The sequence below is a fragment of the Cupriavidus sp. BIC8F genome, from assembly GCF_032465815.1.
GTDB lineage: Bacteria > Pseudomonadota > Gammaproteobacteria > Burkholderiales > Burkholderiaceae > Cupriavidus > Cupriavidus necator.
Window position 1 is genome coordinate 1,808,248 of record NZ_CP136094.1, and the last position, 24,053, is coordinate 1,832,300.

21 protein-coding genes are annotated in these 24,053 nt (G+C 67.0%); 19 read left to right on the top strand and 2 right to left on the bottom strand.

Translation table 11 applies throughout. The annotated features are described in order from the left end of the window. Positions 1–20 precede the first annotated feature (20 nt). The 16 genes from RS901_RS08520 to RS901_RS08595 all read left to right on the top strand — a co-directional run bounded on the left by RS901_RS08520 (position 21) and on the right by RS901_RS08595 (position 19,207). Positions 21–3,995: an FAD/FMN-binding oxidoreductase gene (locus RS901_RS08520; RefSeq protein WP_316152867.1), complete on the top strand. Its 3,975-nt coding sequence runs from the start codon at positions 21–23 to the stop codon at positions 3,993–3,995. A gap of 9 nt (positions 3,996–4,004) precedes the next feature. Then, positions 4,005–4,442 (top strand): HIT family protein, encoded by a 438-nt coding sequence (locus RS901_RS08525; protein WP_316152869.1) that lies wholly within the window; start codon positions 4,005–4,007, stop codon positions 4,440–4,442. A 123-nt stretch (positions 4,443–4,565) separates the two neighbouring features. Further along, complete coding sequence (locus RS901_RS08530; RefSeq protein WP_316152871.1) at positions 4,566–6,431, top strand: ABC transporter ATP-binding protein/permease; 1,866 nt, start codon at positions 4,566–4,568, stop codon at positions 6,429–6,431. A 72-nt stretch (positions 6,432–6,503) separates the two neighbouring features. Further along, complete coding sequence (locus tag RS901_RS08535) at positions 6,504–6,926, top strand: gamma-butyrobetaine hydroxylase-like domain-containing protein (RefSeq protein WP_078195253.1); 423 nt, start codon at positions 6,504–6,506, stop codon at positions 6,924–6,926. 34 nt (positions 6,927–6,960) lie between these two features. Continuing rightward, positions 6,961–7,692 (top strand): bifunctional demethylmenaquinone methyltransferase/2-methoxy-6-polyprenyl-1,4-benzoquinol methylase UbiE, encoded by a 732-nt coding sequence (gene ubiE, locus RS901_RS08540; RefSeq protein WP_013955533.1) that lies wholly within the window; start codon positions 6,961–6,963, stop codon positions 7,690–7,692. A 63-nt stretch (positions 7,693–7,755) separates the two neighbouring features. After that, positions 7,756–8,748, top strand: a complete 993-nt coding sequence (locus RS901_RS08545; protein WP_316152875.1) for a Tim44 domain-containing protein — start codon at positions 7,756–7,758, stop codon at positions 8,746–8,748. Between the two features lie 129 nt (positions 8,749–8,877). Then, positions 8,878–9,567: a ubiquinone biosynthesis accessory factor UbiJ gene (locus RS901_RS08550; protein WP_316152877.1), complete on the top strand. Its 690-nt coding sequence runs from the start codon at positions 8,878–8,880 to the stop codon at positions 9,565–9,567. 67 nt (positions 9,568–9,634) lie between these two features. Continuing rightward, positions 9,635–11,215, top strand: a complete 1,581-nt coding sequence (gene ubiB / locus RS901_RS08555; RefSeq protein ID WP_316152879.1) for a ubiquinone biosynthesis regulatory protein kinase UbiB — start codon at positions 9,635–9,637, stop codon at positions 11,213–11,215. A gap of 33 nt (positions 11,216–11,248) precedes the next feature. Beyond that, positions 11,249–11,869 (top strand): methyltransferase domain-containing protein, encoded by a 621-nt coding sequence (locus tag RS901_RS08560; RefSeq protein ID WP_316152881.1) that lies wholly within the window; start codon positions 11,249–11,251, stop codon positions 11,867–11,869. A gap of 293 nt (positions 11,870–12,162) precedes the next feature. Beyond that, the gene (locus tag RS901_RS08565; RefSeq protein WP_316152882.1) at positions 12,163–13,599 is read left to right on the top strand and encodes a sodium:solute symporter family protein; all 1,437 of its coding nucleotides are present in this window, start codon (positions 12,163–12,165) and stop codon (positions 13,597–13,599) included. Positions 13,600–13,763: 164 nt separating this feature from the next. Continuing rightward, positions 13,764–14,114 carry an FmdB family zinc ribbon protein gene (locus tag RS901_RS08570; protein ID WP_316152884.1) on the top strand — a complete coding sequence of 117 codons (351 nt, stop codon included), beginning with the start codon at positions 13,764–13,766 and terminating at the stop codon, positions 14,112–14,114. 14 nt (positions 14,115–14,128) lie between these two features. Further along, positions 14,129–14,842, top strand: coding sequence for a DUF502 domain-containing protein (locus tag RS901_RS08575; protein ID WP_316152887.1), 714 nt, complete (start codon positions 14,129–14,131; stop codon positions 14,840–14,842). 66 nt (positions 14,843–14,908) lie between these two features. After that, the gene (gene aspS / locus RS901_RS08580) at positions 14,909–16,717 is read left to right on the top strand and encodes an aspartate--tRNA ligase (RefSeq protein ID WP_316152889.1); all 1,809 of its coding nucleotides are present in this window, start codon (positions 14,909–14,911) and stop codon (positions 16,715–16,717) included. A gap of 212 nt (positions 16,718–16,929) precedes the next feature. Beyond that, a complete protein-coding gene (locus tag RS901_RS08585; protein ID WP_316152891.1) occupies positions 16,930–17,841 on the top strand; it encodes a hypothetical protein in 912 nt (303 codons plus the stop codon). A gap of 98 nt (positions 17,842–17,939) precedes the next feature. Further along, positions 17,940–18,428 carry a dihydroneopterin triphosphate diphosphatase gene (nudB, locus tag RS901_RS08590; RefSeq protein ID WP_316152893.1) on the top strand — a complete coding sequence of 163 codons (489 nt, stop codon included), beginning with the start codon at positions 17,940–17,942 and terminating at the stop codon, positions 18,426–18,428. Next, positions 18,425–19,207, top strand: coding sequence for an endonuclease/exonuclease/phosphatase family protein (locus tag RS901_RS08595; protein WP_316152896.1), 783 nt, complete (start codon positions 18,425–18,427; stop codon positions 19,205–19,207). Before nudB ends, RS901_RS08595 begins: the two co-directional genes overlap by 4 nt. A 4-nt stretch (positions 19,208–19,211) precedes the next feature. Here the strand turns inward: RS901_RS08595 and mobB are convergent, their stop codons facing one another. Next, complete coding sequence (gene mobB, locus RS901_RS08600; RefSeq protein ID WP_316152898.1) at positions 19,212–19,727, bottom strand: molybdopterin-guanine dinucleotide biosynthesis protein B; 516 nt, start codon at positions 19,725–19,727, stop codon at positions 19,212–19,214. 93 nt (positions 19,728–19,820) lie between these two features. On the opposite strand from mobB, the gene clsB reads away from it, so the two are divergent. Next, entirely contained in the window at positions 19,821–21,164 is a 1,344-nt protein-coding gene (gene clsB, locus RS901_RS08605) for a cardiolipin synthase ClsB (protein WP_316153426.1), read from the top strand. Here the strand turns inward: clsB and RS901_RS08610 are convergent. Beyond that, positions 21,158–21,475, bottom strand: coding sequence for a hypothetical protein (locus tag RS901_RS08610; protein WP_316152900.1), 318 nt, complete (start codon positions 21,473–21,475; stop codon positions 21,158–21,160). The two genes, clsB and RS901_RS08610, sit on opposite strands and share 7 nt — an antisense overlap. Before the next feature lie 49 nt (positions 21,476–21,524). On the opposite strand from RS901_RS08610, the gene RS901_RS08615 reads away from it, so the two are divergent. Both RS901_RS08615 and RS901_RS08620 read left to right on the top strand, forming a co-directional pair. Then, positions 21,525–22,115, top strand: a complete 591-nt coding sequence (locus tag RS901_RS08615; protein ID WP_026201385.1) for a TetR/AcrR family transcriptional regulator — start codon at positions 21,525–21,527, stop codon at positions 22,113–22,115. A 76-nt stretch (positions 22,116–22,191) separates the two neighbouring features. Continuing rightward, positions 22,192–23,979 (top strand): acyl-CoA dehydrogenase C-terminal domain-containing protein, encoded by a 1,788-nt coding sequence (locus tag RS901_RS08620; protein ID WP_316152901.1) that lies wholly within the window; start codon positions 22,192–22,194, stop codon positions 23,977–23,979. Positions 23,980–24,053: the final 74 nt, after the last annotated feature.

The following is a 24,053-nucleotide window of genomic DNA, read 5'->3' on the forward strand; positions in this document are numbered from 1 at the left end:
CAGCAGGAAGCGGTCCCCCAATGAACGCCCCACTCGTGCTCGACGCCAAGCTCGCCGCGCAGGACGCCCCGCCGCGCCTGCGTGAAATTCCCTATAACTACACGTCCTTCTCGGACCGCGAGATTGTCATCCGCCTGCTCGGCGAGGAAGCCTGGCGCATCCTGGACGAGCTGCGCAGCGAGCGCCGCACCGGCCGCTCGGCCCGCATGCTGTACGAGGTGCTGGGCGATATCTGGGTGGTCCGCCGCAATCCCTACCTGCAGGACGACCTGCTGGAAAATCCCAAGCGCCGCCAGATGCTGGTGAGCGCGCTGCACCACCGCCTGAACGAGATCGAGAAGCGCCGCGCCGCCGACCGTGCCGAGCACGCCGAGCCCGCCGCCGAGGACCGCTCGCACCGCGTGGAGCAGCTGGTCGCCTTCGCCAAGCAGGCGATCGAGGACTTCAAGAACGAATTCGCCGCGGCCTATGACCTGCGCAAACGCGCGCAGCGCGTGCTGGGCAAGGTCACGCAGAAGGACAACATCAAGTTCGACGGCCTGTCGCGCGTCTCGCACGTGACCGACGCCACCGACTGGCGCGTGGAATATCCGTTCGTCGTACTGACCCCGGATACCGAGGAAGAGATCGCCGGCCTGGTCAAGGGCTGCTTCGAACTCGGCCTGACCATCATCCCGCGCGGGGGCGGCACCGGCTACACCGGCGGCGCCGTGCCGCTGACGCCGATGAGCGCGGTGATCAATACCGAGAAGCTGGAGCAACTCGGCCCGGTCGAGCAGACCGACATGCCGGGCGTGTCGCACAAGGTTGCGACCATCTTCTCCGGCGCCGGCGTGGTGACGCGCCGCGTGGCCGATGCGGCCGACAAGGCCGGCCTGGTGTTCGCGGTCGACCCGACCTCGATCGATGCCTCGTGCATCGGCGGCAACGTGGCCATGAACGCCGGCGGCAAGAAAGCCGTGCTGTGGGGCACCGCGCTGGACAACCTGGCCTGGTGGCGCATGGTGGACCCGGAGGGCAACTGGCTGGAAATCACCCGGCTGGACCACAACCTGGGCAAGATCCACGATGTGCCGGTGGCCACCTTCGAGCTGAAGTGGTCGGACGGCAACCGTGCGCCGGGCGAGAAGGTGCTGCGCACCGAGACGCTGGCCATCGAGGGCCGCAAATTCCGCAAGGAAGGCCTGGGCAAGGACGTCACCGACAAGTTCCTGGCCGGCCTGCCCGGCGTGCAGAAGGAAGGCTGCGACGGCATCATCACCAGCGCGCGCTGGATCCTGCATCGCATGCCGAAGTTCATCCGCACGGTCTGCCTGGAGTTCTTCGGCCAGGCGCGCGACGCCATCCCCAGCATCGTCGAGATCAAGGACTTCCTCGACGCCGAGACCAAGAAGCCAGGCGGCGCCATCCTGGCCGGCCTGGAGCACCTGGACGAGCGCTATCTGCGCGCGGTCGGCTACGCCACCAAGAGCAAGCGCAACGCCTTCCCGAAGATGGTGCTGATCGGCGATATCGTCGGCAACGATGAAGACGCCGTGGCGCGCGCCACCTCGGAAGTGATCCGCATGGCCAACGGCAAGAGCGGCGAAGGCTTTATCGCCGTCAGCCCTGAGGCGCGCAAGAAGTTCTGGCTGGACCGTTCGCGTACCGCCGCCATCGCCAAGCACACCAACGCCTTCAAGATCAACGAAGACGTGGTGATCCCGCTGAACCGCATGGGCGAGTACACGGACGGCATCGAGCGCATCAATATCGAGCTGTCGATCAAGAGCAAGCTCAAGCTGGTCGACACGCTGGAAGCATTCTTCGCGCGCGGCAACCTGCCGCTGGGCCGCAGCGACGACGCCAACGAGATCCCCAGCGCCGAACTGCTGGAAGACCGCGTGCAGCACGCGCTGACGCTGCTGCGCGAGATCCGCGCGCGCTGGCGCTACCTGCAGGACCACATGGACGTGCCGCTGACGCAGGCCAAGGCTTCGCTGATCGGGCACGGGCTGGGACTGCTGGGGCAGGAGTTCGATGCGCGCCTGCAGCATCAGCCTGACGCCACCGTGTTCCACCTGCTGCAGGACCGCACCATCCGCGTGTCCTGGAAGGCCGAGATCCGCGCCGAGCTGCGCAAGATCTTCAACGGCGGCGAGTTCAAGCCGATCCTGGACGAGGCCCAGAAGATCCACAAGCAGGTGCTGCGCGGCCGCGTCTTCGTGGCGCTGCACATGCACGCCGGCGACGGCAACGTGCACACCAACATCCCGGTGAATTCCGACGACTACGACATGCTGCAGGACGCGCACCGCGCGGTGGCCCGCATCATGGCGCTGGCGCGTTCGCTCGACGGCGTGATCTCGGGCGAGCACGGCATCGGTATCACCAAGCTGGAATTCCTCACCGAGGAAGAGATCGGCGACTTCCGCGCCTACAAGGCCAAGGTCGACCCGCAGGGCCGCTTCAACAAGGGCAAGCTCTTGCCTGGCGCCGACCTGCGCAATGCCTACACGCCGTCGTTCGGCCTGATGGGGCATGAGTCGATCATCATGCAGCAGAGCGATATCGGCGCCATTGCCGAGAGCGTCAAGGACTGCCTGCGCTGCGGCAAGTGCAAGCCGGTGTGCGCCACCCACGTGCCGCGCGCTAATCTGCTGTACAGCCCGCGCAACAAGATCCTGGCGACCTCCCTGCTGATCGAGGCCTTCCTGTACGAAGAGCAGACCCGCCGCGGCATCTCGGTCAAGCACTGGGACGAGTTCTCCGACGTGGCCGACCACTGCACCGTCTGCCACAAGTGCGTGACGCCGTGCCCGGTCAAGATCGACTTCGGCGACGTGTCGATGAACATGCGCAACCTGCTGCGCAAGATGGGGCAGAAGAAGTTCAACCCCGGCACCGCGGCGTCGATGTTCTTCCTCAACGCCACCAACCCCGAGACCATCAACCTGACCCGCAAGGTCATGATCGACTGGGGCTACAAGGCGCAGCGCCTGGGCAACGAGGTGCTGAAGAAGTTCGCGAAGAAGCAGACCGCGCATCCGCCCGCGACCGTGGGCAAGGCGCCGGTGCGCGAGCAGGTGATCCACTTCATCAACAAGAAGATGCCGGGCAACCTGCCCAAGAAGACCGCGCGCGCGCTGCTCGACATCGAAGACAACGAGATCGTGCCGATCATCCGCGACCCGAAGGCGACCACGCCGGAATCGGAAGCGGTGTTCTACTTCCCGGGCTGCGGCTCGGAGCGGCTGTTCTCGCAGGTGGGGCTGGCCACGCAGGCGATGCTGTGGCACGTCGGCGTGCAGACCGTGCTGCCGCCGGGCTACCTGTGCTGTGGCTATCCGCAGCGCGGCAACGGCCAGTACGACAAGGCCGAGAAGATCGTCACCGACAACCGCGTGCTGTTCCACCGCGTGGCCAACACGCTGAACTACCTCGACATCAAGACCGTGGTGGTCAGCTGCGGCACCTGCTACGACCAGCTTGCCGGGTATGAATTCGACAAGATCTTCCCGGGCTGTCGCATCATCGACATCCACGAATACCTGCTTGAGAAGGGCGTGAAGCTGGAAGGCGTGACCGGTACGCGCTACATGTACCACGATCCCTGTCATACCCCGATCAAGACCATGGATCCGACCAAGCTGGTCAACGACCTGATGGGCGGGAACACCGGTCTGGGCAAGATCGAGAAGAACGAACGCTGCTGCGGTGAATCGGGCACGCTGGCGGTGACGCGTCCGGATATCTCGACCCAGGTCCGCTTCCGCAAGGAAGAGGAAATGACCAAGGGCGCCGACAAGCTGCGCGCCGACGGTTTCACCGGCGACGTCAAGATCCTGACCAGCTGCCCGTCATGCCTGCAGGGGCTGTCGCGCTACAAGGAAGATGCTTCGGTGCAGGCGGACTACATCGTCATCGAGATGGCCAAGCATTTGCTGGGCGAGAACTGGATGCCCGAGTACGTGGCCAAGGCCAATGCCGGCGGCATTGAACGCGTGCTGGTGTAAGCCAACGCCATGACGCGCGCTCCCAACTGCCCGCTCTGCGAGACCGACGGCGGCGAACTGGTCTGGATGGGCGACCGCGCCCGGCTGATCCTGGTCGAGCATGACCGTTTCCCGGGCTTCTGCCGCATCGTCTGGAACGACCACGTGGCCGAGCTGAGCGACCTGGAGGATGCCGACCAGGCCTGGCTGATGCGGCTGGTCGCACGTGTCGAACGGGTGGTTCGCGAGGTCATGGCGCCGGACAAGGTCAACCTGGCGGCCTTTGGCAATATGGTGCCGCACCTGCACTGGCACATCATCCCGCGCTACCGCTGGGACTCCCACTTCCCCGAGGCGATCTGGGCCGCGCCGCAGCGCGCGGCGGATGCCGTGCGCGTGCAGGAGCTGGCCAGCCGGCTGCCGGCGCTGCGTACGGCGCTTTCGCTGCTCGAAGCCAGCGACACCTGAGGGGCGCGCGGAACCCACGCCTGGCCGTGACCGTCTGAATGCTGTTGCCGCCGTGGCCTGCCGCCACGGTATCCAGAACAACAAGCCCGGCCGGCATCCGCTGACGGGCCAAGCGCTGCCGCTATGTCCTCCACTCCGACTTCCGTCACCGTACCGGGCCCAGCCGTCCCTGCCAGGGCCCTCAAGATCCAGAGCCGGCTGCGCATGGCCGCGACCTGGGCGCTGATCAAGCCTTACTGGAAATCCGACGACCGCGTCGCCGGGCTTGGCCTGCTGGCCCTGGTGGTCGTGCTCAACCTCGGCATCGTCTATATAAACGTGCTGCTCAACGAGTGGAACCGCGTGTTCTACAACGCGCTGGAGCAGCGCGACTACGCCTCGTTCAAGGTGCTGCTGCTGCGCTTCTCGTGGATCGCGGCGTTCTTCATCGTGGCGGCGATCTCGCGCCAGTACTACACCATGATGCTGCAGATGCGCTGGCGTACCTGGATGACCGGCCGCTTCATGGGCCATTGGCTCGGGCACCAGGCCTATTACCGCATCGAGCAGACCCACACCACCGACAACCCTGACCAGCGTATCGCGGACGATCTGCGCCAGTTCACGGACGGCGCGCTGTCGTTGTCGCTCGGGCTGCTCAACTCGGTGGTGACGCTGCTGTCCTTCGTCGGCATCCTGTGGACGGTATCGGGGCCGATCAGCTTTGCAATGGGCGGCACCGAATGGACCATCCCCGGTTATATGGTGTGGTTCGCGGCGGGCTATGCAGTGATCGGCTCGCTGGTGGCGCACGTGGTCGGCCGCCCGCTGATCGGCCTGAACTTCCAGCAGGAACAGTACGAGGCGGATTTTCGTTTCACGCTGGTGCGCCTGCGCGAGAACAGCGAGCCGGTGGCGCTGTACCGCGGCGAGCCGACCGAGCAGGCCGGGCTGCGCGCGCGCTTCGACCGCATCCGCGCCAACTGGAACCAGCTGATGCGCTATACGCGGCGCCTGACCTTCGTCAGCTCCGGCTATGCCCAGTTCGCCATCATCTTCCCGATCCTGGTGGCGGCGCCGCGCTACTTCGCCGGCAAGATGACGCTGGGCGGGCTGATGCAGACCAGCTCCGCCTTCGGCCAGGTGCAGGGCGCGCTGTCGTGGTTTGTCGACAGCTACGCCACGCTGGTGGGCTGGAAGGCCGCCGCCAACCGCCTGATCGATTTCCAGGAAGCGATCCGCGTGGCCGAGCGCCAGGACATGGCGCCGGGCGGCGTGCGCGATATCGAGGTGGAACATACCGGCAAGCCGCAGAATGGCATCACCATCGATGGCCTGGCGCTGGCACTGCCGGTACGCGCCGCGCGCAGCGCGGCCGTGGGGCAGCGGCCGCTGGTGGCGCCGTTCTCGCTGTCGGTCGCGCCGGGCGAGCGCTGGCTGGTCAGCGGCCCGTCTGGTTGCGGCAAGAGCGTGCTGTTCCGCGCGCTGGCGGGGATCTGGCCGTACGGCAGCGGCACCGTAACGATGCCCGACGGCGCGCGCATGCTGTTCCTGCCGCAGCGCAGCTACCTGCCGATCGGCACGCTGGCTGATGCGCTGGCATACCCCGACGCTGGCACCGTGCACAGCGCGGAAGCGCTGCAGGTGGCGCTGCGCCAGGCGCGGCTGGCGGCGCTGGTGGACCAGCTCGACGTGTTCGACAACTGGTCGCTGAGGCTGTCGCCGGGCGAACAGCAGCGGCTGGCGTTTGCACGCGCACTCTTGCAGAAGCCCGACTACCTGTTCCTGGACGAGGCCACCAGCGCGCTGGACGAGGAAACCGAAGGCGTCATGTACAAGCTCATGGTGGACTCGCTGCCCGGCGCGGCCATCGTCAGCATCGCCCACCGCAGCACCGTGGCGGCCTTCCACGGCCGGCGCCTGCGCTACGTGCCGCAGGACGGGGAAGCGGCCCGGGCTGCGCAAGCCGGTGAGCCTGGGGTAAGCTATCGGGTCGTAAGCGAAGCGTGATGCCGTGCCGTACGGGCAGCATCGCGCGGCAATCACCCCCTCAGGAGCGACCCTAACCGGGCCGCGATCATCATGGCAGGCCTCGAAAAAGATACCCCTCACCCCACCGCGCTGACCGTCCATACGCAATCCCGCGTGCTGGAGATCGGCTTCGACAACGGCCGCAGCTTCCGGCTGCCGTTCGAGCTGCTGCGCGTGTATTCGCCGTCCGCTGAAGTCCAGGGCCACGGCCCGGGGCAGGAAGTGCTGCAGACCGGCAAGCGCGAGGTGGGCGTCAACGCGGTCGAGCCGGTCGGCAACTACGCGATCCTGATCCGCTTTACCGACGGCCACGACACCGGCATCTATTCCTGGGACCTGCTGTACCGCCTCGGCGACAACCAGGATGCGCTCTGGCACGACTACCTGCAGCGCCTGGAAGCCGCCGGCGCCGACCGCGACACCCCGATGCCAGCCGCCGGCGCTGCCGGCGGCCACGGCTGCGGCCATCACTGAGCCGCGCCGAACCGATTACCCTGGAGTCTGAAAGATGAGTGAAACCCACTTCGGGTTTGAAAAGGTCGACGAAGCGGAAAAGGCCGACAAGGTTGCCGGCGTATTCCATTCGGTGGCAAGCAAGTACGACGTGATGAACGACCTGATGTCGGGCGGCATGCACCGGCTCTGGAAGATGTTCACCATCGCCCAGGCCGGCGTGCGCCCCGGCCACAAGGTGCTGGATATCGCCGGCGGCACCGGCGACCTGGCCAAGGCGTTCGCCAAGCAGGCCGGCCCGACCGGGCAGGTCTGGCTGACCGATATCAACGAGTCGATGCTGCGCGTGGGCCGCGACCGGCTACTGAACAAGGGCATCGTCACGCCGGTCTGCCTGTGCGACGCCGAGCACATCCCGTTCCCGGACAATTACTTCGACCTGGTCACGGTGGCCTTCGGCCTGCGCAACATGACGCACAAGGATGCCGCGCTGGCCGAGATGCGCCGGGTGGTCAAGCCGGGCGGCAAGGTCATGGTGCTGGAATTCTCCAAGGTATGGAAACCCCTGGAGAAGGCCTACGACGTCTATTCTTTCAAGGTGCTGCCGTGGCTGGGTGAGCGGGTGGCAGGGGATGCCCCCAGCTATCGCTATCTCGCGGAATCGATCAGAATGCATCCAGACCAGGTTTCGCTTGTACGCTTGATGGAACATGCTGGCCTGGAAAATGTCGAATACTTCAATCTGACGGCCGGAGTGGTGGCGCTCCACGTCGGGCGCAAGTATTAAGAAGACTTGAAATCGCCATGCCTCGCCCGCATATAGGGTGAAACTGACAGGGGATAGCAGAATATGTCGTCATTTCGTGGAAAATTCCTGGTTGGGTCGCTGATTACCGCGATTGCCTTCGGAATGGTGTTCGACGCCAATGCCAAGCGCATGGGCGGTTCGCGCAGCATCGGCAAGCAGTCGTCGACGGTCACGCAGCAGCGCCAGCAGGCGCCGCAGCCCACTTCGCCGACCCAGCAACCGGCCCAGCAGCCTAATCAGGCAGCCCCGGCCACGGCTGGCGCCGCCGGCGCGGCTGCCGCGGCAGCCCCCAAGCGCAACTGGGGCGGCATCCTGGGCGGCATCGCCGCCGGCCTGGGTATCGGCTGGCTGCTGTCGCACTTCGGCCTGGGGGGCGCGGCGTTGGGCTTCCTGTCCAACCTGATCCTGATCGCGCTGGTGGCGTTCGCCGCGATCTGGCTGATCCGCAAGTTCCGTGGCGGCAGCAAGCGCACCCAGCAGCCGGCCTACGCCGGCGCCGGCAACGCGCCGAACCTGGACCGCACCGCCGAACCCATGTTCCGCGGTGAGCCGACGCCTGTGTCTTCGGGTAGCCCGGCAGGCCCGGCCGCCAGCTCGGTACTGCCGGCAGCATCGGCAGCCCCGGTCGCGGCCGATGCCGTGGCCCAGCAGCCGTGGGGCGTGCCGGCCGACTTCGATACCGAAGCCTTCCTGCGCAACGCCAAGGTCCACTTCGTGCGCCTGCAGGCCGCGTGGGATGCCGGCAACCTGGACGACATCCGCGAGTTCACCACGCCGGAGATGTTCGCCGAGATCAAGATGGACCTGGCCGACCGCGGTGCAGAGGTCAACAAGACCGACGTGGTCACGCTGGAAGCCCAGCTGCTCGGCATCGAGTCGGCCGCGGCCCAGCATATCGCCAGCGTGCGCTTCTCGGGCATGATCCGCGAGAAGTCCGGCGAGGCGGCCCAGCCGTTCGGCGAGGTCTGGAACCTGGCCAAGCCTGCCAGCGGCACCGGCGGCTGGCTGCTGGCCGGCATCCAGCAAGAGTCCTGATGCCGCACCCCGCGGCGGTGATGCGCCGGAGGGAGTAGCTTAGAATGGAGGCCCACGTGAAAGCGTGGGCCTTTTTTGTTTGGGACGCCCGACCTGCGGCGTCGCTGCCTGCCCGCCAACCGCGCTGTCATGAATACTCTGCCTTCCGCCCTGGCCATGCCCGCCATCTCGGCGCTGAACCACCTGCTTGAGCAGGAGCCGTGGGCCCGCAACCAGCTCACGCCGTTTGCCGGGCGCGTGATCCGCTTCGATGCCGCCGCCTTCGTGCTGTCGCTGAAGGTGACGGAGCACGGCTGCACCGAACCGGCCCCCGAGGCCGAGGCGCCCGCGGTGACGCTGCGCGTGCCGGTGCAGCAGTGGCCGCTGGTGGCCGCCGACGTCGCCGAAGGCGGCCAGGCCGCCGCCATGCGCCATGTCCGCATCGAGGGCGACGCCGAGCTGGCCAACACCGTCTCGACGCTGGCGCGCAACCTGCGCTGGGACGCCGCCGAAGACCTGTCGCGCGCGCTGCGCGGCATCCTGGGCGGGCCGGTGAGCGACAGCGTGGCGCAGCGCGTGGTCGATGGCGCGCGCCAGGTGCATGAGCAGGCCACGCGCGTTGGCCGCGCCCTGGTCGACAACGTCACCGACTACCTGCTGGACGAGCATCCGACCCTGGTGCGCCACGCCGCGCTCGATGCCTTCGGCGCCGACGTGGGCCGGCTGCGCGACAGCCTGGCCCGGCTTGAAAAACGGCTGGAGCGGCTGGAGCGCGCTGGCCCGCCGGGGGCATCCGGCCAGTCGGGCCAGTCCGGCAAGCTGCCGTCGCCGCACCGCTGAGCCGGCCGCGCCCCGATCCCATCCACCACCAACGTGACTGCCTGCCCGGCCCTGTGAAGACTCCCGAATGACCCGCCTCCTGCGCCTTGGCAAGATTCTCTTCGTCATCCTCTATTACGGCCTGGACGAGCTGGTGCTCTCGGGCTTCAGCAGCCGCAGGATCCGCTTCCTGGTGCGCGTCATCACCATCGGGCGCAAGCTCGAGATGCCGCGCGGCGAGCGCCTGCGGCTGGCGCTGACGCGGCTGGGCCCGATCTTCGTCAAGTTCGGCCAGGTGCTGTCGACCCGGCGCGACCTGATGCCGGCGGACATTGCCGACGAACTGGCCAAGCTGCAGGACCAGGTGCCGCCGTTCGATTCGGTGGTGGCGGTGAAGATCATCGAGCGCGCGCTGGGGCGGCCACTGGACCAGCTGTTCGAGACCTTCGAGCACCAGCCTGTGGCCAGCGCCTCGATCGCGCAGGTGCACTTCGCCACGCTCAAGGGCGGCCCCTGCCACGGCCGCGAGGTCGCGGTGAAGGTCCTGCGCCCGGGCATGCTGCCGGTGATCGACAGCGACCTGGCGCTGATGCGCGACATGGCCACCTGGCTGGAACGCTTCTGGGCCGACGGCAAGCGCCTGAAGCCGCGCGAGGTGGTGGCCGAGTTCGACAAATACCTGCACGACGAGCTCGACCTGATGATCGAGGCGGCCAACGCCAGCCAGCTGCGCCGCAACTTTGCCGACACCAGCCTGCTGCTGGTGCCCGAGGTGTTCTGGGACTGGTGCAGCAGCACCGTGTTCGTGATGGAGCGCATGCACGGCATCCCGATCTCGCGCACTGAATCGCTCAAGGCCGCCGGCGTCGACATGCACCAGCTGGCGGAGGAGGGCGTCGAGATCTTTTTCACTCAGGTGTTCCGAGACGGCTTCTTCCATGCCGACATGCACCCGGGCAACATCCTTGTGTCAGTGCAGCCAGAGACCTTCGGCCGCTATATCGCGCTGGACTTCGGCATCGTCGGCGCGCTGTCCGAGTTCGACAAGAACTACCTGGCGCAGAATTTCATCGCCTTCTTCCGGCGCGACTACCACCGCGTTGCGCTGCTGCACGTGGAGTCCGGCTGGGTGCCGCCCGATACCCGCGTCGAAGAGCTGGAAAGCGCGGTGCGCGCCTGCTGCGAGCCGTACTTCGACAAGCCGCTCAAGGAAATCTCGCTGGGCATGGTGCTGATGCGGCTGTTCCAGACCTCGCGCCGCTTCAATGTCGAGATCCAGCCGCAGCTGGTGCTGCTGCAGAAGACGCTGCTCAATATCGAAGGCCTGGGCCGCCAGCTCGACCCCGACCTGGACCTGTGGAAGACCGCCAAGCCTTTCCTGGAACGCTGGATGCACGAGCAGGTGGGCTGGAAGGGCGCCTGGGAGCGGGTCAAGGTGGAGGCGCCGCTGTGGGCCAAGATGCTGCCCGACTTCCCGCGCCTGGCGCACCAGTTCCTGGAGCGGCGCGCGCTGACCAGCAACGGCGAGCAGGACAAGCTGCTGGCGATGCTGGTGGTGGAGCAGCGCCGCACCAACCGGCTGCTCGGCACCGGGCTGCTGCTGCTGCTGGGAGGCTTCGTCGCCGGCATCGTGCTGACGCATGTGCTGGGCTGGGCGGGCTACTGGTAGCGCACCCCTGGCCGAGCCATATTAGAGGTGACCATGAGCGACCCTGCCAAGCCTGCGCCGACCTTCTCCACCCGCAACGCCGCCGACCCGGCGTTCTGGGACGAGCGTTTCGAACAGGGCTTCACGCCCTGGGACCAGGGCGGCGTGCCCGAGGAATTCCGGCAGTTCATTGAAGGCCGTGCGCCATGCCCGACCCTGGTGCCAGGCTGTGGCAACGGCTGGGAGGCAGCGTGGCTGTTCGAGCGCGGCTGGCCGGTGACGGCAATCGACTTCTCGCCACAGGCGGTCGCGTCGGCGCGGCGGACGCTGGGGCCGGCGGGGGCGGTGGTGCAGCAGGGCGATTTCTTCGCCTTCACGCCGCAGCCGGCATGCGAGCTGATCTACGAACGGGCCTTCCTGTGCGCGCTGCCGCCGGCGATGCGGGCTGACTATGCCGCCCGGGTCGCGCAACTGCTGCCGCCGGGCGGCCTGCTGGCCGGCTACTTCTACCTGGGCGAAAACCGCGGCGGGCCGCCGTTCGCGATGCCGGCCGAGGAGCTGGACGCGCTGCTGGCACCGGCCTTCGAGCGACTGGAGGACCGGCCCTCGGCCGCGCCGCTGCCGGTGTTCCAGGGACAGGAGCGCTGGCAGGTCTGGCGCCGCCGGTCCGGCTGAACCAGCCCCGGCCAGCGCTTGTGGCGCAGGCGATGCTCCGCGTGGCGCATTTGCGCCAGCGGGGAATTTTTTTCGCCCACGCTGGTCTGCGTCGCTATAATCCGCGTTTTGATTCGGCTACGACCGCAGCCCCGGCCGCGTTTTCCGCCCAGCGCGAGAACTCCAGGCAGCTCGATATGCGGCCCCGACCGATGAATTGGACTCCGGGCAGATGCGCGCAAGCAGTGAGCACCCACGCGCCGCCCGGCATTCGGTTTCTCGCCACAAGGGCACTTTCTGCATAGGGCAGCGGCATGCTGATCTGGTTCGTCATCATCTACTGGGTAATCTCGGTCGGCATCGGCCTGTGGGCGGCGCTGCGCGTACGCAACACCACCGATTTCGCCGTCGCCGGGCGCAGTCTGCCGTTCTACATCGTCACCGCCACCGTCTTTGCCACCTGGTTCGGCTCCGAGACTGTGCTGGGCATCCCCGCGGTATTCCTGAAGGAAGGCCTGTCGGGCGTCGTTTCCGATCCCTTCGGCTCCTCGCTGTGCTTGATCCTGGTAGGCCTGTTCTTCGCCCGGCCGCTGTACCGGATGAACCTGCTGACCATCGGCGACTACTACCACAACCGTTATGGCCGGCTGGCCGAGGTGCTGACCACGCTGTGCATCGTGGTGTCCTACCTGGGCTGGGTCGCGGCGCAGATCAAGGCGCTGGGGCTGGTGTTCTTTACCGTGTCGGACGGCGCGGTGTCGCAGGAGGCCGGCATGATGATCGGCGCGGCCAGCGTGCTGGTCTATACGCTGTTCGGCGGGATGTGGTCGGTGGCGATCACCGACTTTATCCAGATGATCATCATCGTCATCGGCATGCTCTATATCGGCTACGAGGTCAGTGGCCAGGCCGGCGGCGTCGCCGCCGTGGTGTCGCATGCGGCCGCGGCGGGCAAGTTCGAGTTCCTGCCGTCGCTGGACCTCATCCAGATCATCGGCTTCGCGGCGGCGCTGTTCACCATGATGCTGGGCTCGATCCCGCAGCAGGACGTATTCCAGCGGGTAACCTCGTCGCGCACCGAGCAGATCGCCGGGCGCGCCTCGGTGCTGGGCGGGGTGCTGTATTTCTGCTTTGCCTTTATCCCTATGTTCCTGGCGTATTCGGCCACGCTGATCGACCCGGACATGGTAGCCAAGTACATCAACGCCGATTCGCAGCTGATCCTGCCGAAACTGATCCTGAAGCACGCGCCGATGTTTGCCCAGGTCATGTTCTTCGGCGCGCTGCTGTCGGCGATCAAGAGCTGCGCCTCGGCCACGCTGCTGGCGCCATCGGTGACGTTTGCCGAGAACATCCTGCGACCCTATTTCCGCCACCTGGATGACAAGCAGTTCCTGCGTGTGATGCAGGCGGTGGTGCTGGTGTTCACCGCCACCGTGACGCTGTTCGCGCTGAACTCGCACCTGTCGATCTTCCATATGGTCGAAAATGCCTACAAGGTCACCCTGGTGTCGTCGTTCGTGCCGCTGGCCTTCGGCATGTTCTGGAAGCACGCCACCCGCCAGGGCGGGCTGGCGGCGATCCTGCTGGGCCTGTCGTCGTGGCTGACCTGCGAGGTCGCGTTCGCCGGCGCGGTGGTGCCACCGCAGATGGTGGGCCTGCTGTTCTCCATCAGCGGCATGGTGGTCGGTTCGCTGGTGCCGCAGTGGATTGCAGATCACGCGCCGGTCAAGGAAGTCCATATCGCCTGACGCCCGGGGGTCCGCAACCCCCTCATTTCCGGCGATCAGGCAGCCCCGGAACGGTTTATAATTCAAGGCTTTGCATCGTCGCGCGGGAATCTCCCGCAGCCGCCATGGCCCGCGGCGATGTCCGCCTTTGTACCGATTCCGAAGTTTTCTCGCGAAATAACACCATGCCGATCTATGCCTACCGTTGCGACGCCTGCGGCCACGGGCGCGATGTGCTGCAGAAAATGAGCGATGCCCCGCTGACGGACTGCCCGTCGTGCGGCACCGCCGGCGCGTTCAAGAAACAGCTGACCGCTGCTGGTTTCCAGCTCAAGGGCTCGGGCTGGTACGTGACCGACTTCCGCGGCGGCAGCGCCGGCGCCAGCGCGCCTGCTGCCACCGGCGCCGCGGGTGGCGCCGCTGCAGCGGCGGCCAGCGCCCCGGCGGCGGCTGAATCGTCGGCCAGTCCTGCCTCGTCCGCTTCGGCCACCCCCGCGGCCGCTGGCGGCTGCGGCAGTGCCTGCGCCTGCCATTGAGCCGGACCCGCCCCGTGGTTGCCAAGAAGACTTCCGCCCTGAAAACCTGGTTCCTGACCGGGCTGCTGGTGCTGGTGCCGCTGGGCATCACGCTGTGGGTGCTCAGCCTGATCATCGGCACGATGGACCAGAGCCTGGCGCTGCTGCCCGAGGCCTGGCGCCCGGACCGGCTGATGTTCGGCAAGCGCGTGACCGGCCTGGGCGCCATCCTCACGCTGCTGGTCATCCTGCTGGTCGGCCTGCTGGCGCATAACTTCATCGGCCAGCGCCTGGTGCGATGGTGGGAAGCGCTGCTGGGCCATATCCCGGTGGTGGGCCCGATCTACACCAGCGTCAAGCAGGTCTCGGACACGCTGCTGTCGTCCTCGGGCAATGCCTTCCGCAAGGCGCTGCTGGTGCAGTACCCGCGCGAGGGCTCGTGGACCATCGCCTTCCTGACCGGGCGCCCCGGCGGCGACGTGCAGAACCACCTGCAGGGCGAATATGTCAGCGTCTACGTGCCGACCACGCCGAATCCGACCTCGGGCTTCTTCCTGATGATGCCCAAGGCCGACACCATCGAACTCGACATGACCGTCGACGCCGCGCTCAAGTACATCGTCTCGATGGGCGTGGTGGCACCGGCGGAATTGCCGCGCAAGAACGGCAGCGTCCCCCGGCCGGCAGCCCCGGCCAGTCCGGCCGGCAGGGCCAGCAACGAGGAAACGGTCGAGACGACCGATCCTTAAGCATCCAATCTGATCACGGGCCGCCCGATGCGCTTCGGGCGGCCGCGTTTTACCGGGAATCTCCTTATGTCCTCCATGCGAACTCACTACTGCGGTCTGGTGACCGAACAATTCTCGGGCCAGGAAGTGGCCCTGACCGGCTGGGTCCAGCGCCGCCGCGACCATGGCGGCGTGATCTTCATCGACCTGCGCGACCGCGAAGGCCTGGTGCAGGTGGTGTGCGACCCGGACCGCCCCGAGATGTTCAAGGCCGCCGAAGAGATCCGCAATGAGTTCTGCATCCGCGTCACCGGCAAGGTGCGTCCGCGCCCGGCCGGCACCGAGAACGCCAACCTGACCTCGGGCAAGATCGAGGTGCTGTGCCATGAGCTGACCGTGCTGAACCCGTCGGTCACGCCCCCGTTCCAGCTCGACGACGACAACCTGTCGGAAACCACGCGCCTGACGCACCGCGTGCTGGACCTGCGCCGCCCGCAGATGCAGTACAACCTGCGCCTGCGCTACAAGGTGGCGATGGAAGTGCGCAAGTTCCTCGATGCGCAGGGCTTTATCGACATCGAGACCCCGATGCTGGGCAAGAGCACGCCCGAAGGCGCGCGCGACTACCTGGTGCCGTCGCGGGTGAACCCGGGCCACTTCTTCGCGCTGCCGCAATCGCCGCAGATCTTCAAGCAGATGCTGATGGTGTCGGGCTTCGACCGCTACTACCAGATCACCAAGTGCTTCCGCGACGAAGACCTGCGCGCCGACCGCCAGCCGGAATTCACGCAGATCGACTGCGAAACCTCGTTCCTGACCGAGCAGGAGATCCGCGACCTGTTCGAGGACATGATGCGCACGGTGTTCAAGAACGCCATCGACGTCGACCTGGACGCCCGGTTCCCGGTGATGGAGTTCCGCGAGGCCATGGCCCGCTTCGGCTCGGACAAGCCTGACCTGCGCGTCAAGCTGGAATTCACCGAGCTGACCGAGGTGATGAAGGACGTCGACTTCAAGGTGTTCTCGGGTCCCGCCAACAGCGACAACGGCCGCGTGGTCGGCCTGCGCGTGCCGGGCGGCGGTGCGATCTCGCGCGGCGAGATCGACGCCTACACCCAGTTCGTCGGCATCTACGGCGCCAAGGGCCTGGCCTGGATCAAGGTCAACGAAGTGGCCAAGGGCCGCGACGGCCTGCAGTCGCCGGTGGTCAAGAACCTGCACGACGCCGCCATTGCCGAAATCCTCAAGCGTACCGGCGCCCAGGACGGCGACATCATCTTCTTCGGCGCCGACCGCGCCAAGGTGGTCAACGACTCGATCGGCGCGCTGCGCCTGAAGGTCGGCCACTCTGACTTCGGCAAGGCCAACGGCCTGTTCGAGGACACCTGGAAGCCGCTGTGGGTGGTCGACTTCCCGATGTTCGAGTACGACGAGGAAGACGCGCGCTGGGTGGCCATGCACCACCCGTTCACCAGCCCCAAGGACGAGCACCTGGAATACCTGGAGACCGACCCGGGCAAGTGCCTGGCCAAGGCCTACGACATGGTGCTGAACGGCTGGGAAATGGGCGGCGGCTCGGTGCGGATCTTCCGTTCGGACATCCAGAGCAAGGTGTTCCGCGCGCTCAACATCAACGACGAGGAAGCCCGTGCCAAGTTCGGCTACCTGCTGGACGCGCTGCAGTATGGCGCGCCCCCGCACGGCGGCCTGGCCTTCGGCCTGGACCGCATCGTCACGATGATGGCCGGCGCCGACTCGATCCGCGACGTGATCGCCTTCCCGAAGACCCAGCGCGCCCAGGACCTGCTGACCCAGGCCCCGAGCTCGGTCGACGAGAAGCAACTGCGCGAGCTGCATATCCGCCTGCGCGCCGCCGAGCCCAAGCCGACGGCCTGAGTTGCCAGAAGCCCGCAAGGAAGCCGCGCAATTGCGCGGCTTTTTTGCTTTCTGTGCAACGTCGGGTCGCCTGCGCTGTGAGGCGCGCGGCGCATTGGTTTCGATTTGTTACCGGTCGGAACGAAGGGCGCCGCGGCGGGGTCTGCTCTTTTTGACACGTAATTTGCCGAGGGGCCTCGCAATGAAGGCTTCCGGCACTCGGGAGGAAATTCGTGACCCTGGATATCGACCTGATCCGCCAGTTCCTGCTGGCCCATGACCAAACCATCCTGACCTGGCTGGTGGCCGGGCTGCTGATGATGCTGCTGGCGCGCTTCGAGCTGCGCCGCGCCGTGCGCCGCTCGGCGCAGGCCATGTCTGAATCGGTGGCCACCACCGTGGCGGCCTGCGTGCCCGACATCGCCCATGCGGTGCAGTCGGCCGCGCCCGCCGCGGCGGCCGAGCCGGTGGAAATGCAGCGCGCCGAAGCGTTGCGCCGGCTGGCGCTGGATACCGTCGGCGTGGTCATGACGCGCGGGCGCTGGCTGGACGAGCTCGGCAACCTGCGCCTGGCCGACGACGCCTTGCTGGCCGGCCAGCGCGCCGACGGCGCCGACCCGCTGCTGGTGGTGGCGCCGCAGCCGGTGGTGCAGGCCTACCTGGATGCGCAGCGCGTGTTCGAGGACGAGGCCGCGCAGGTGCAGGCGCTGCGCCGCGATGCCCAGCGCGTGCAGGAGGCGCTGCAGGCCCTGGACGCCGAGGTTGCCCATATCGAGCAGGAAACCGGCAGCATCGTGCTGCGTTTCGAGCAGGTCAACGCGCAGGCCGCGCAGGGCATGGATGGCGGCGACTACCAGCGCTTCCTGATCCAGAAGTACAACGCGCTGGGACAGCGCGAGAAGGATATCGCGCTGGAGCGCACACGGCTGCAGGGCGAGGTCCGGCACCGCGCCGACGCCCTGGCCACGCACGCGCATGGCGCGTCCAAGCGCTACCGCCAGGCGCTGGCGCCGCTGATGGACCAGCTGCGTGCCGCCTGGGGCCACGGCGACTCACCCCAGGTGTTCGACACCTGGCAGCGCACCGCCGCCGACGAGCCATACCTGGCACCCCATGCCACGCATGGCGCGCGCAGCGCCGCCTGAAGACCGCCGGCGGTCGCCTCGGGCGGGCGCCGCCACGCTTTCGCGTGGCAACGTGGCGCGGCTGCGCTATCCTTGGGTTTGTCCTTTCGCCCCGACCCATGTCCTACAAGATCCCGGAATCCGTGCTGGTGGTGATTTACACGCCAGATCTTCAAGTCTTGCTGCTGGAACGCGCCGATCGCCCGGGGTTCTGGCAGTCCGTGACCGGCAGCCTCGACACCCTGGACGAACCCCTGGCCCTGACCGCCGCGCGTGAAGTGGCCGAGGAAACCGGCATCATCGCCGGCGAGCACCAGTTGGCCGACTGGGCCCACACCATCCAGTACGAAATCTACCCGCAGTGGCGCCACCGCTACGCCGAAGGCGTCACGCGCAATACCGAGCACTGGTTCGGGCTGCGTGTGCAGGAGGCGCTGCCGGTGACGCTGGCGCCACGCGAACACCTGCAATACCAGTGGCTGCCGTGGGAGCAGGCAGCGCAGCAGTGCTTTTCCAGCAGCAATGCCGAGGCCATCCGCCAGCTGGCGTGGCGCTCGGCCGGGGCTGGCGCTGGCGAGCCGCAGGCGTTGTACGGAGCGCAGCCATGAAGCTGCGCGTGGTCACCTACAACATCCACAAGGGAGTGACCGGCATCTCGCGGCGCCCGCGCATCCAGAACGTGCGCGCCGGCCTGCATGCGATGGATGCGGACATTGTCTTCCTGCAGGAAGTGCAGGACCGCAACGACCGGCTGGTGGCCGCGGCGCTGTTCGATCCGGAGCATACGCAGCTCAACTACCTGGCCACTGACGCCTATCCGCACTCGGTCTACGGACGCAACGCGGTCTATGACTACGGCCATCACGGCAACGCAATCCTGTCGCGCCACCCGATCCTGATGTCCGAAAACCTGGATATTTCCGACCATCGCTTCGAGCAGCGCGGGCTGCTGCATGCGGTGGCGGATGTGCACGGGGTGGAAACCCACCTGATCTGCGTGCATTTCGGCCTGTTCGCGCGCAGCCGCGCGCGCCAGGCCGAGGCGCTGGTGGAGCGTGTGCGCACGGTGGTGCCGGCCGGCATGCCGCTGGTGATCGCCGGCGACTTCAACGACTGGAACCACCGGCTCGATGCGCAGATCTGCAATACGCTGGGCGCGGTCGAGGCCTCGCACGCGCGTGGCGCGCGGCTGCATACCTTCCCCAGCCATATGCCGTGGTGGCAGCTCGACCGCATCTATGTGCGCGGCTATGAGATCGAGCGCGCGCATGCGCTGACCGGCCGCGACTGGGCGCAGCGCTCGGATCACGTGCCGCTGGTGGCGGAACTGGGCCATCCGCAGGGCGAGTTGGCCATGCCCGCGGAGCCCGCCGGCAAGGCCGCCTGAGAATTCAGCGCGCGCGGTCCGGATAGTCGCGGATGAAGGCGAACACCGCCTGCGGGTCGTTCAGGTCGAGCACCGGCAGCGCGGTCATGGCGGCCACCGCGGCAGGGTCGTCGCTTGCCACTGCCACCACGCCCGGCACCTCGTCCCACAGCGGCGCGCGCCCCAGTGCCGGGCGATAAACCTCCAGCTTGGGAAAATCACTGCGCTTGTAGCCTTCAACCAGCACCAGTTCGGTGTCGGCCGGCAGCACAGCGAGCGCATCGTCCAGTTCGGGCGAGGGCACCGCTTCCGGGTAGTGGCGCATCAGCGTCAGGTGGCGCGCGCCGACCAGCACGACATTGCCGCAGCCGGCCTCGCGCATGCGCCAGGAGTCCTTGCCGGGCGTGTCGGGGTCAAAGCCGTGGTGAGTGTGCTTGACGCCGGCCACGCGCAGGCCGGCGGCGACGAAACAGGGGATGAGCTGGTCCAGCAGCGTGGTCTTGCCGCTGCCGGACGATCCGGTAATGCCGAATACCTTCACAATGGGTTCCGTGGGGGGCGTCAGTCGTCGATTGCCCGTCTCTGGCTGCGCGGGCAAGCATCAGTATCGACGATAGCAGAGATGCGCCTGCCAATGTGCGCGCGGCGCCTTGCGCCCGGAAATCTGTCCGATAATCACGGCATGTCACGGATATCCCACTCCGCTCATGCCGACGCCCGCGCGCACGACCCGGCCGCGGCCGGCGACCACGCGCCGCGCCGCCACATGCTGCGCTGGACCTGGCGCCGCGGCAAGCCCACCACCGGCAATGTGGTGCGGCTGCTGCACGGCGGCCAGGACTTCTTCCCCGCGCTGATCGCCGCCATCGATCAGGCCGCGTTCCAGGTGATGCTGGAAACCTACATCTATGCCGATGACGAGGTCGGCCGCGCGGTCAGTGACGCGCTGATCCGCGCCGCCGCGCGCGGCGTGACCGTGCGCGTGACGGTGGACGGATTCGGCGCCGGCGACATGCCCGCCGCGCTGGCCGCGCGGCTGCGCGCCGGGGGCGTGCAACTGCGCGTGTTCCGCATGCTGCGCGGCTTCCGGCTGGCGCGGCGCCACCTGCGCCGGCTGCACCGCAAGCTGGCGGTGATCGACCGGCGCGTGGCCTTTGTCGGCGGCATCAATATCATCGACGACCACAACCACGGCCCGTTCGAGGGTGCCAACCTGGGGCCGCGCTATGACTTCGCGGTGCAGCTCAGCGGCCCGCTGGTGGACGGCATTGCGCTGTCCGCCGAGCGGCTCTGGTGGCGCTTGTCGCTGCGCGATATGCACGGCGCCGAACGCGCCGCCGCGGTGGCCGACTACCCGCTGGTCACCGACCTGCCGCCGCGCCCGGAAGCCGCGGGCGGCGTACGCGCTGCGCTGCTGCTGCGCGACAACCTGCGCAACCGCCGCACCATCGAGCGCGAATACCTGCGCGCGCTGGGCGCCGCGCGCCACGACGTGATCCTAGCCAACGCCTACTTCCTGCCTGGCCACAAGATGCGGCGCGCGCTGCTGGCCTGCCGCGCACGAGGCGTGCGCGTGCGGCTGCTGCTGCAGGGCCGGGTCGAATACCGGCTGCAGCACTACGCCACCCATGCGCTGTACGCCTCGCTACTGGAGGCCGGCGTCGAGATCTACGAGTATGCCGAGAGCTTCCTGCACGCCAAGGTGGGCGTGGTGGACGAGGCCTGGGCCACGGTCGGGTCGAGCAATATGGACCCGTTCAGCCTGCTGCTTGCGCGCGAAGCCAACGTCGCCGTTTATGATGCGGCCTTCGCCGCTGAACTGCGCACCGCACTGGAATTCGCCATTGCGCACCGCAGCGTGCGCGTGATGCCGGAGGTGCATGCGCGCCGCTCGCCGCTGCACCGGCTGGCCAACTGGGCGGCCTATATGGTGCTGCGCCTGGGTGTCGTCATTGCCGGTGTCACAGGGCGCTACTGAACGGCAGCCTCGAGCGCGGTGTGTGTTTGCTGCCATGCGGCAGGGCGCTGGCTGCAACCGGTTGCCGTGCAAGCCATGCCCGACATGACGGACATGCTGCATTGCAGTCCGTTTAGAAACAGCGGTCTAATTAAAAGCTTGATGGTCGGCTGCTGCGCCAGAATAATCTGAACGACCGTTCTTTTTTGGCTTAGACTGCGTGCATTCGCGGTATGCACCGGCAAATCCGCCGGTTCGGCCGCAAGCAGAAATGCAACGTCAGGGTCATACGCGATGCCGCAGCAGGGCATCGCAGAACGGAGAAAAAACATGCGACACCAGTCAGCCCGTCTCGAATCCGCCGCCGCCTCCCCCGCGCCAATGCGCAAGGGTGAAATGACGCGCGTGGCAATTCTGGATGCCGCACTGGAATTGTCGTCCCGCGACGGGCTCGAAGGTCTGACCATCGGGCTGCTCGCGGAACGCATGCAGATGAGCAAGAGCGGTGTCTTCGCGCATTTCGGTTCGCGCGAAGACCTGCAGGTGGAGGTGGTGCGGGAGTATCACCGCCGGTTCGAGCAGGAGGTGTTCTATCCCTCGCTGCAGGAGCCGCGCGGACTGCCCCGGCTGTGGTCGATGGTGCGGCGCTGGATGGAGAAGCGCATCCAGGAAGTGACGACTGGATGCATCTACATCAGCGGCGCCGTGGAGTACGACGACCGTGCCGGCAGCCTGGTGCGTGACGAGCTGGTCAAGAGCGTCACCATCTGGCGGGCAGCGCTCACGCGCGCCATCAACCAGGCGCGGGAGGAAGGGCACCTGCGCGCGGACTGCGATCCGCGCCTGATGCTGTTCGAGATGTACAGCCTTGAACTAGGCTTGCATCATGACGCCCGTTTCCTGCGCCTGCCTGACAGTGCCGAGCTTGCCATGGTCGCGCTCAACAAACTGATTCAGTCTTACCGTACCTGAGGTCGCCCCGGTCGGACCGTATCGCGCAAGCGGGACGGGCGGCGTGGCGGCATCGCACAACTCCAAGGAGTCTCAGATGGGCCAGTACACCGCACCGTTGCGCGACATGCAGTTCGTGCTCCATGAACTGCTCGGCGCCGAAGCCGAACTCAAGGCGATGCCGCCGCACGCGGACATCGACGCGGACACCATCAACCAGGTCATCGAGGAAGCCGGCAAGTTCTGCTCGGATGTGGTGTTCCCGCTCAACCAGGTGGGCGATCGCGAAGGCTGCACCTACGTCGGCGACGGCGTGGTCAAGGCCCCCACCGGCTTCAAGGAAGCCTACCAGCAGTACGTCGAAGCCGGCTGGCCGGCGCTGGCGTGCGATCCCGAATTCGGCGGCCAGGGCCTGCCGATCGTGATCAACAATGTGGTCTACGAGATGCTGAACTCGGCCGGCCAGGCCTGGACCATGTACCCGGGCCTGTCGCACGGCGCGTACGAGGCGCTGCACGCGCACGGCACGCCCGAACTGCAGCAGACCTACCTGCCCAAGCTGGTCTCCGGTGTATGGACCGGCACCATGTGCCTGACCGAGCCGCATTGCGGCACCGACCTCGGCATCCTGCGTTCCAAGGCAGAGCCGCAGGCCGACGGTTCGTACCTGATCTCGGGCACCAAGATCTTCATCTCGGCCGGCGAGCACGACATGGCCGAGAACATCATCCACCTGGTGCTGGCACGCCTGCCGGACGCGCCGGGCGGCACCAAGGGCATCTCGCTGTTCGTGGTGCCCAAGTTCATCCCCGATGCCAACGGCAACCCGGGCGAGCGCAACGGCATCAAGTGCGGCTCGATCGAGCACAAGATGGGCATCCATGGCAACGCCACCTGCGTGATGAACCTGGACGGCGCGCGCGGCTGGATGGTGGGCGAGCCCAACAAGGGCCTGAACGCCATGTTCGTCATGATGAACGCCGCGCGCCTGGGCGTTGGCGCGCAGGGCCTGGGCCTGACCGAAGTGGCGTACCAGAACTCGCTGGCCTACGCCAAGGACCGCCTGCAGATGCGCGCGCTGACCGGCCCGAAGGCGCCGGACAAGCCCGCCGACCCGATCATCGTGCATCCGGACGTGCGCCGCATGCTGCTGACGCAGAAGGCCTACGCCGAAGGCGGCCGCGCCTTCAGCTACTGGACCGCGCTGCAGATCGACCGCGAGCTGTCGCACCCTGACGAAGCCGTGCGCAAGCAGGCCGGCGACCTGGTCGCGCTGCTGACGCCGGTGATCAAGGCCTTCCTGACCGACAACGCTTTCACGTCCACCAACGAGGGCATGCAGGTGTTCGGCGGCCACGGCTATATCGCCGAGTGGGGCATGGAGCAGTATGTGCGCGATGCGCGCATCAACATGATCTACGAAGGCACCAACACCATCCAGGCGCTGGACCTGCTGGGCCGCAAGATCCTGGGCGACATGGGCGCCAGGATGAAGGCCTTCGGCAAGATCGTGCAGGAATTCGTTGAAGCCGAAGGCACCAACGAAGCCATGCAGGAGTTCATCAACCCGCTCGCCGACATTGGCGACAAGGTGCAGAAGCTAACCATGGAAATCGGCATGAAGGCGATGGGCAATGCCGACGAGGTGGGCGCCGCCGCGGTGCCGTACCTGCGCGTGGTGGGCCACCTGGTGTTCTCATACTTCTGGGCCCGCATGGCCAAGATCGCGCTGGAGAAGGAAGCGAGCGGCGACAAATTCTACACCGCCAAGCTGGCCACGGCACGCTTCTACTTTGCCAAGCTGCTGCCGGAAACCGCCGCTGAGATCCGCAAGGCGCGCGCCGGTTCGGCCACGCTGATGGCGCTGGACGCAGACCTGTTCTGAGTCGACTCTACCCGTCGTTCCCGGCCGGGAACGACGGCTTCGCATCTGTCCAACGCTCACTAATCCAGGAGCGA

Bases quoted from the DNA above. Each gene is read 5' to 3' on its own strand.
- clsB (WP_316153426.1), top strand. From the start codon at position 19,821: ATGTGCGCGCGGCGCCTTGCGCCCGGAAATCTGTCCGATAATCACGGC.
- ubiE (WP_013955533.1), top strand. From the start codon at position 6,961: ATGAGTGAAACCCACTTCGGGTTTGAAAAGGTCGACGAAGCGGAAAAG.
- RS901_RS08560 (WP_316152881.1), top strand. From the start codon at position 11,249: ATGAGCGACCCTGCCAAGCCTGCGCCGACCTTCTCCACCCGCAACGCC.
- RS901_RS08530 (WP_316152871.1), top strand. From the start codon at position 4,566: ATGTCCTCCACTCCGACTTCCGTCACCGTACCGGGCCCAGCCGTCCCT.
- RS901_RS08610 (WP_316152900.1), bottom strand. From the start codon at position 21,475: ATGTTTTTTCTCCGTTCTGCGATGCCCTGCTGCGGCATCGCGTATGAC.
- RS901_RS08525 (WP_316152869.1), top strand. From the start codon at position 4,005: ATGACGCGCGCTCCCAACTGCCCGCTCTGCGAGACCGACGGCGGCGAA.
- RS901_RS08565 (WP_316152882.1), top strand. From the start codon at position 12,163: ATGCTGATCTGGTTCGTCATCATCTACTGGGTAATCTCGGTCGGCATC.
- RS901_RS08595 (WP_316152896.1), top strand. From the start codon at position 18,425: ATGAAGCTGCGCGTGGTCACCTACAACATCCACAAGGGAGTGACCGGC.
- aspS (WP_316152889.1), top strand. From the start codon at position 14,909: ATGTCCTCCATGCGAACTCACTACTGCGGTCTGGTGACCGAACAATTC.
- RS901_RS08535 (WP_078195253.1), top strand. From the start codon at position 6,504: ATGGCAGGCCTCGAAAAAGATACCCCTCACCCCACCGCGCTGACCGTC.
- ubiB (WP_316152879.1), top strand. From the start codon at position 9,635: ATGACCCGCCTCCTGCGCCTTGGCAAGATTCTCTTCGTCATCCTCTAT.
- RS901_RS08550 (WP_316152877.1), top strand. From the start codon at position 8,878: ATGAATACTCTGCCTTCCGCCCTGGCCATGCCCGCCATCTCGGCGCTG.
- RS901_RS08570 (WP_316152884.1), top strand. From the start codon at position 13,764: ATGCCGATCTATGCCTACCGTTGCGACGCCTGCGGCCACGGGCGCGAT.
- RS901_RS08520 (WP_316152867.1), top strand. From the start codon at position 21: ATGAACGCCCCACTCGTGCTCGACGCCAAGCTCGCCGCGCAGGACGCC.
- RS901_RS08615 (WP_026201385.1), top strand. From the start codon at position 21,525: ATGCGCAAGGGTGAAATGACGCGCGTGGCAATTCTGGATGCCGCACTG.
- nudB (WP_316152893.1), top strand. From the start codon at position 17,940: ATGTCCTACAAGATCCCGGAATCCGTGCTGGTGGTGATTTACACGCCA.
- RS901_RS08545 (WP_316152875.1), top strand. From the start codon at position 7,756: ATGTCGTCATTTCGTGGAAAATTCCTGGTTGGGTCGCTGATTACCGCG.
- RS901_RS08620 (WP_316152901.1), top strand. From the start codon at position 22,192: ATGGGCCAGTACACCGCACCGTTGCGCGACATGCAGTTCGTGCTCCAT.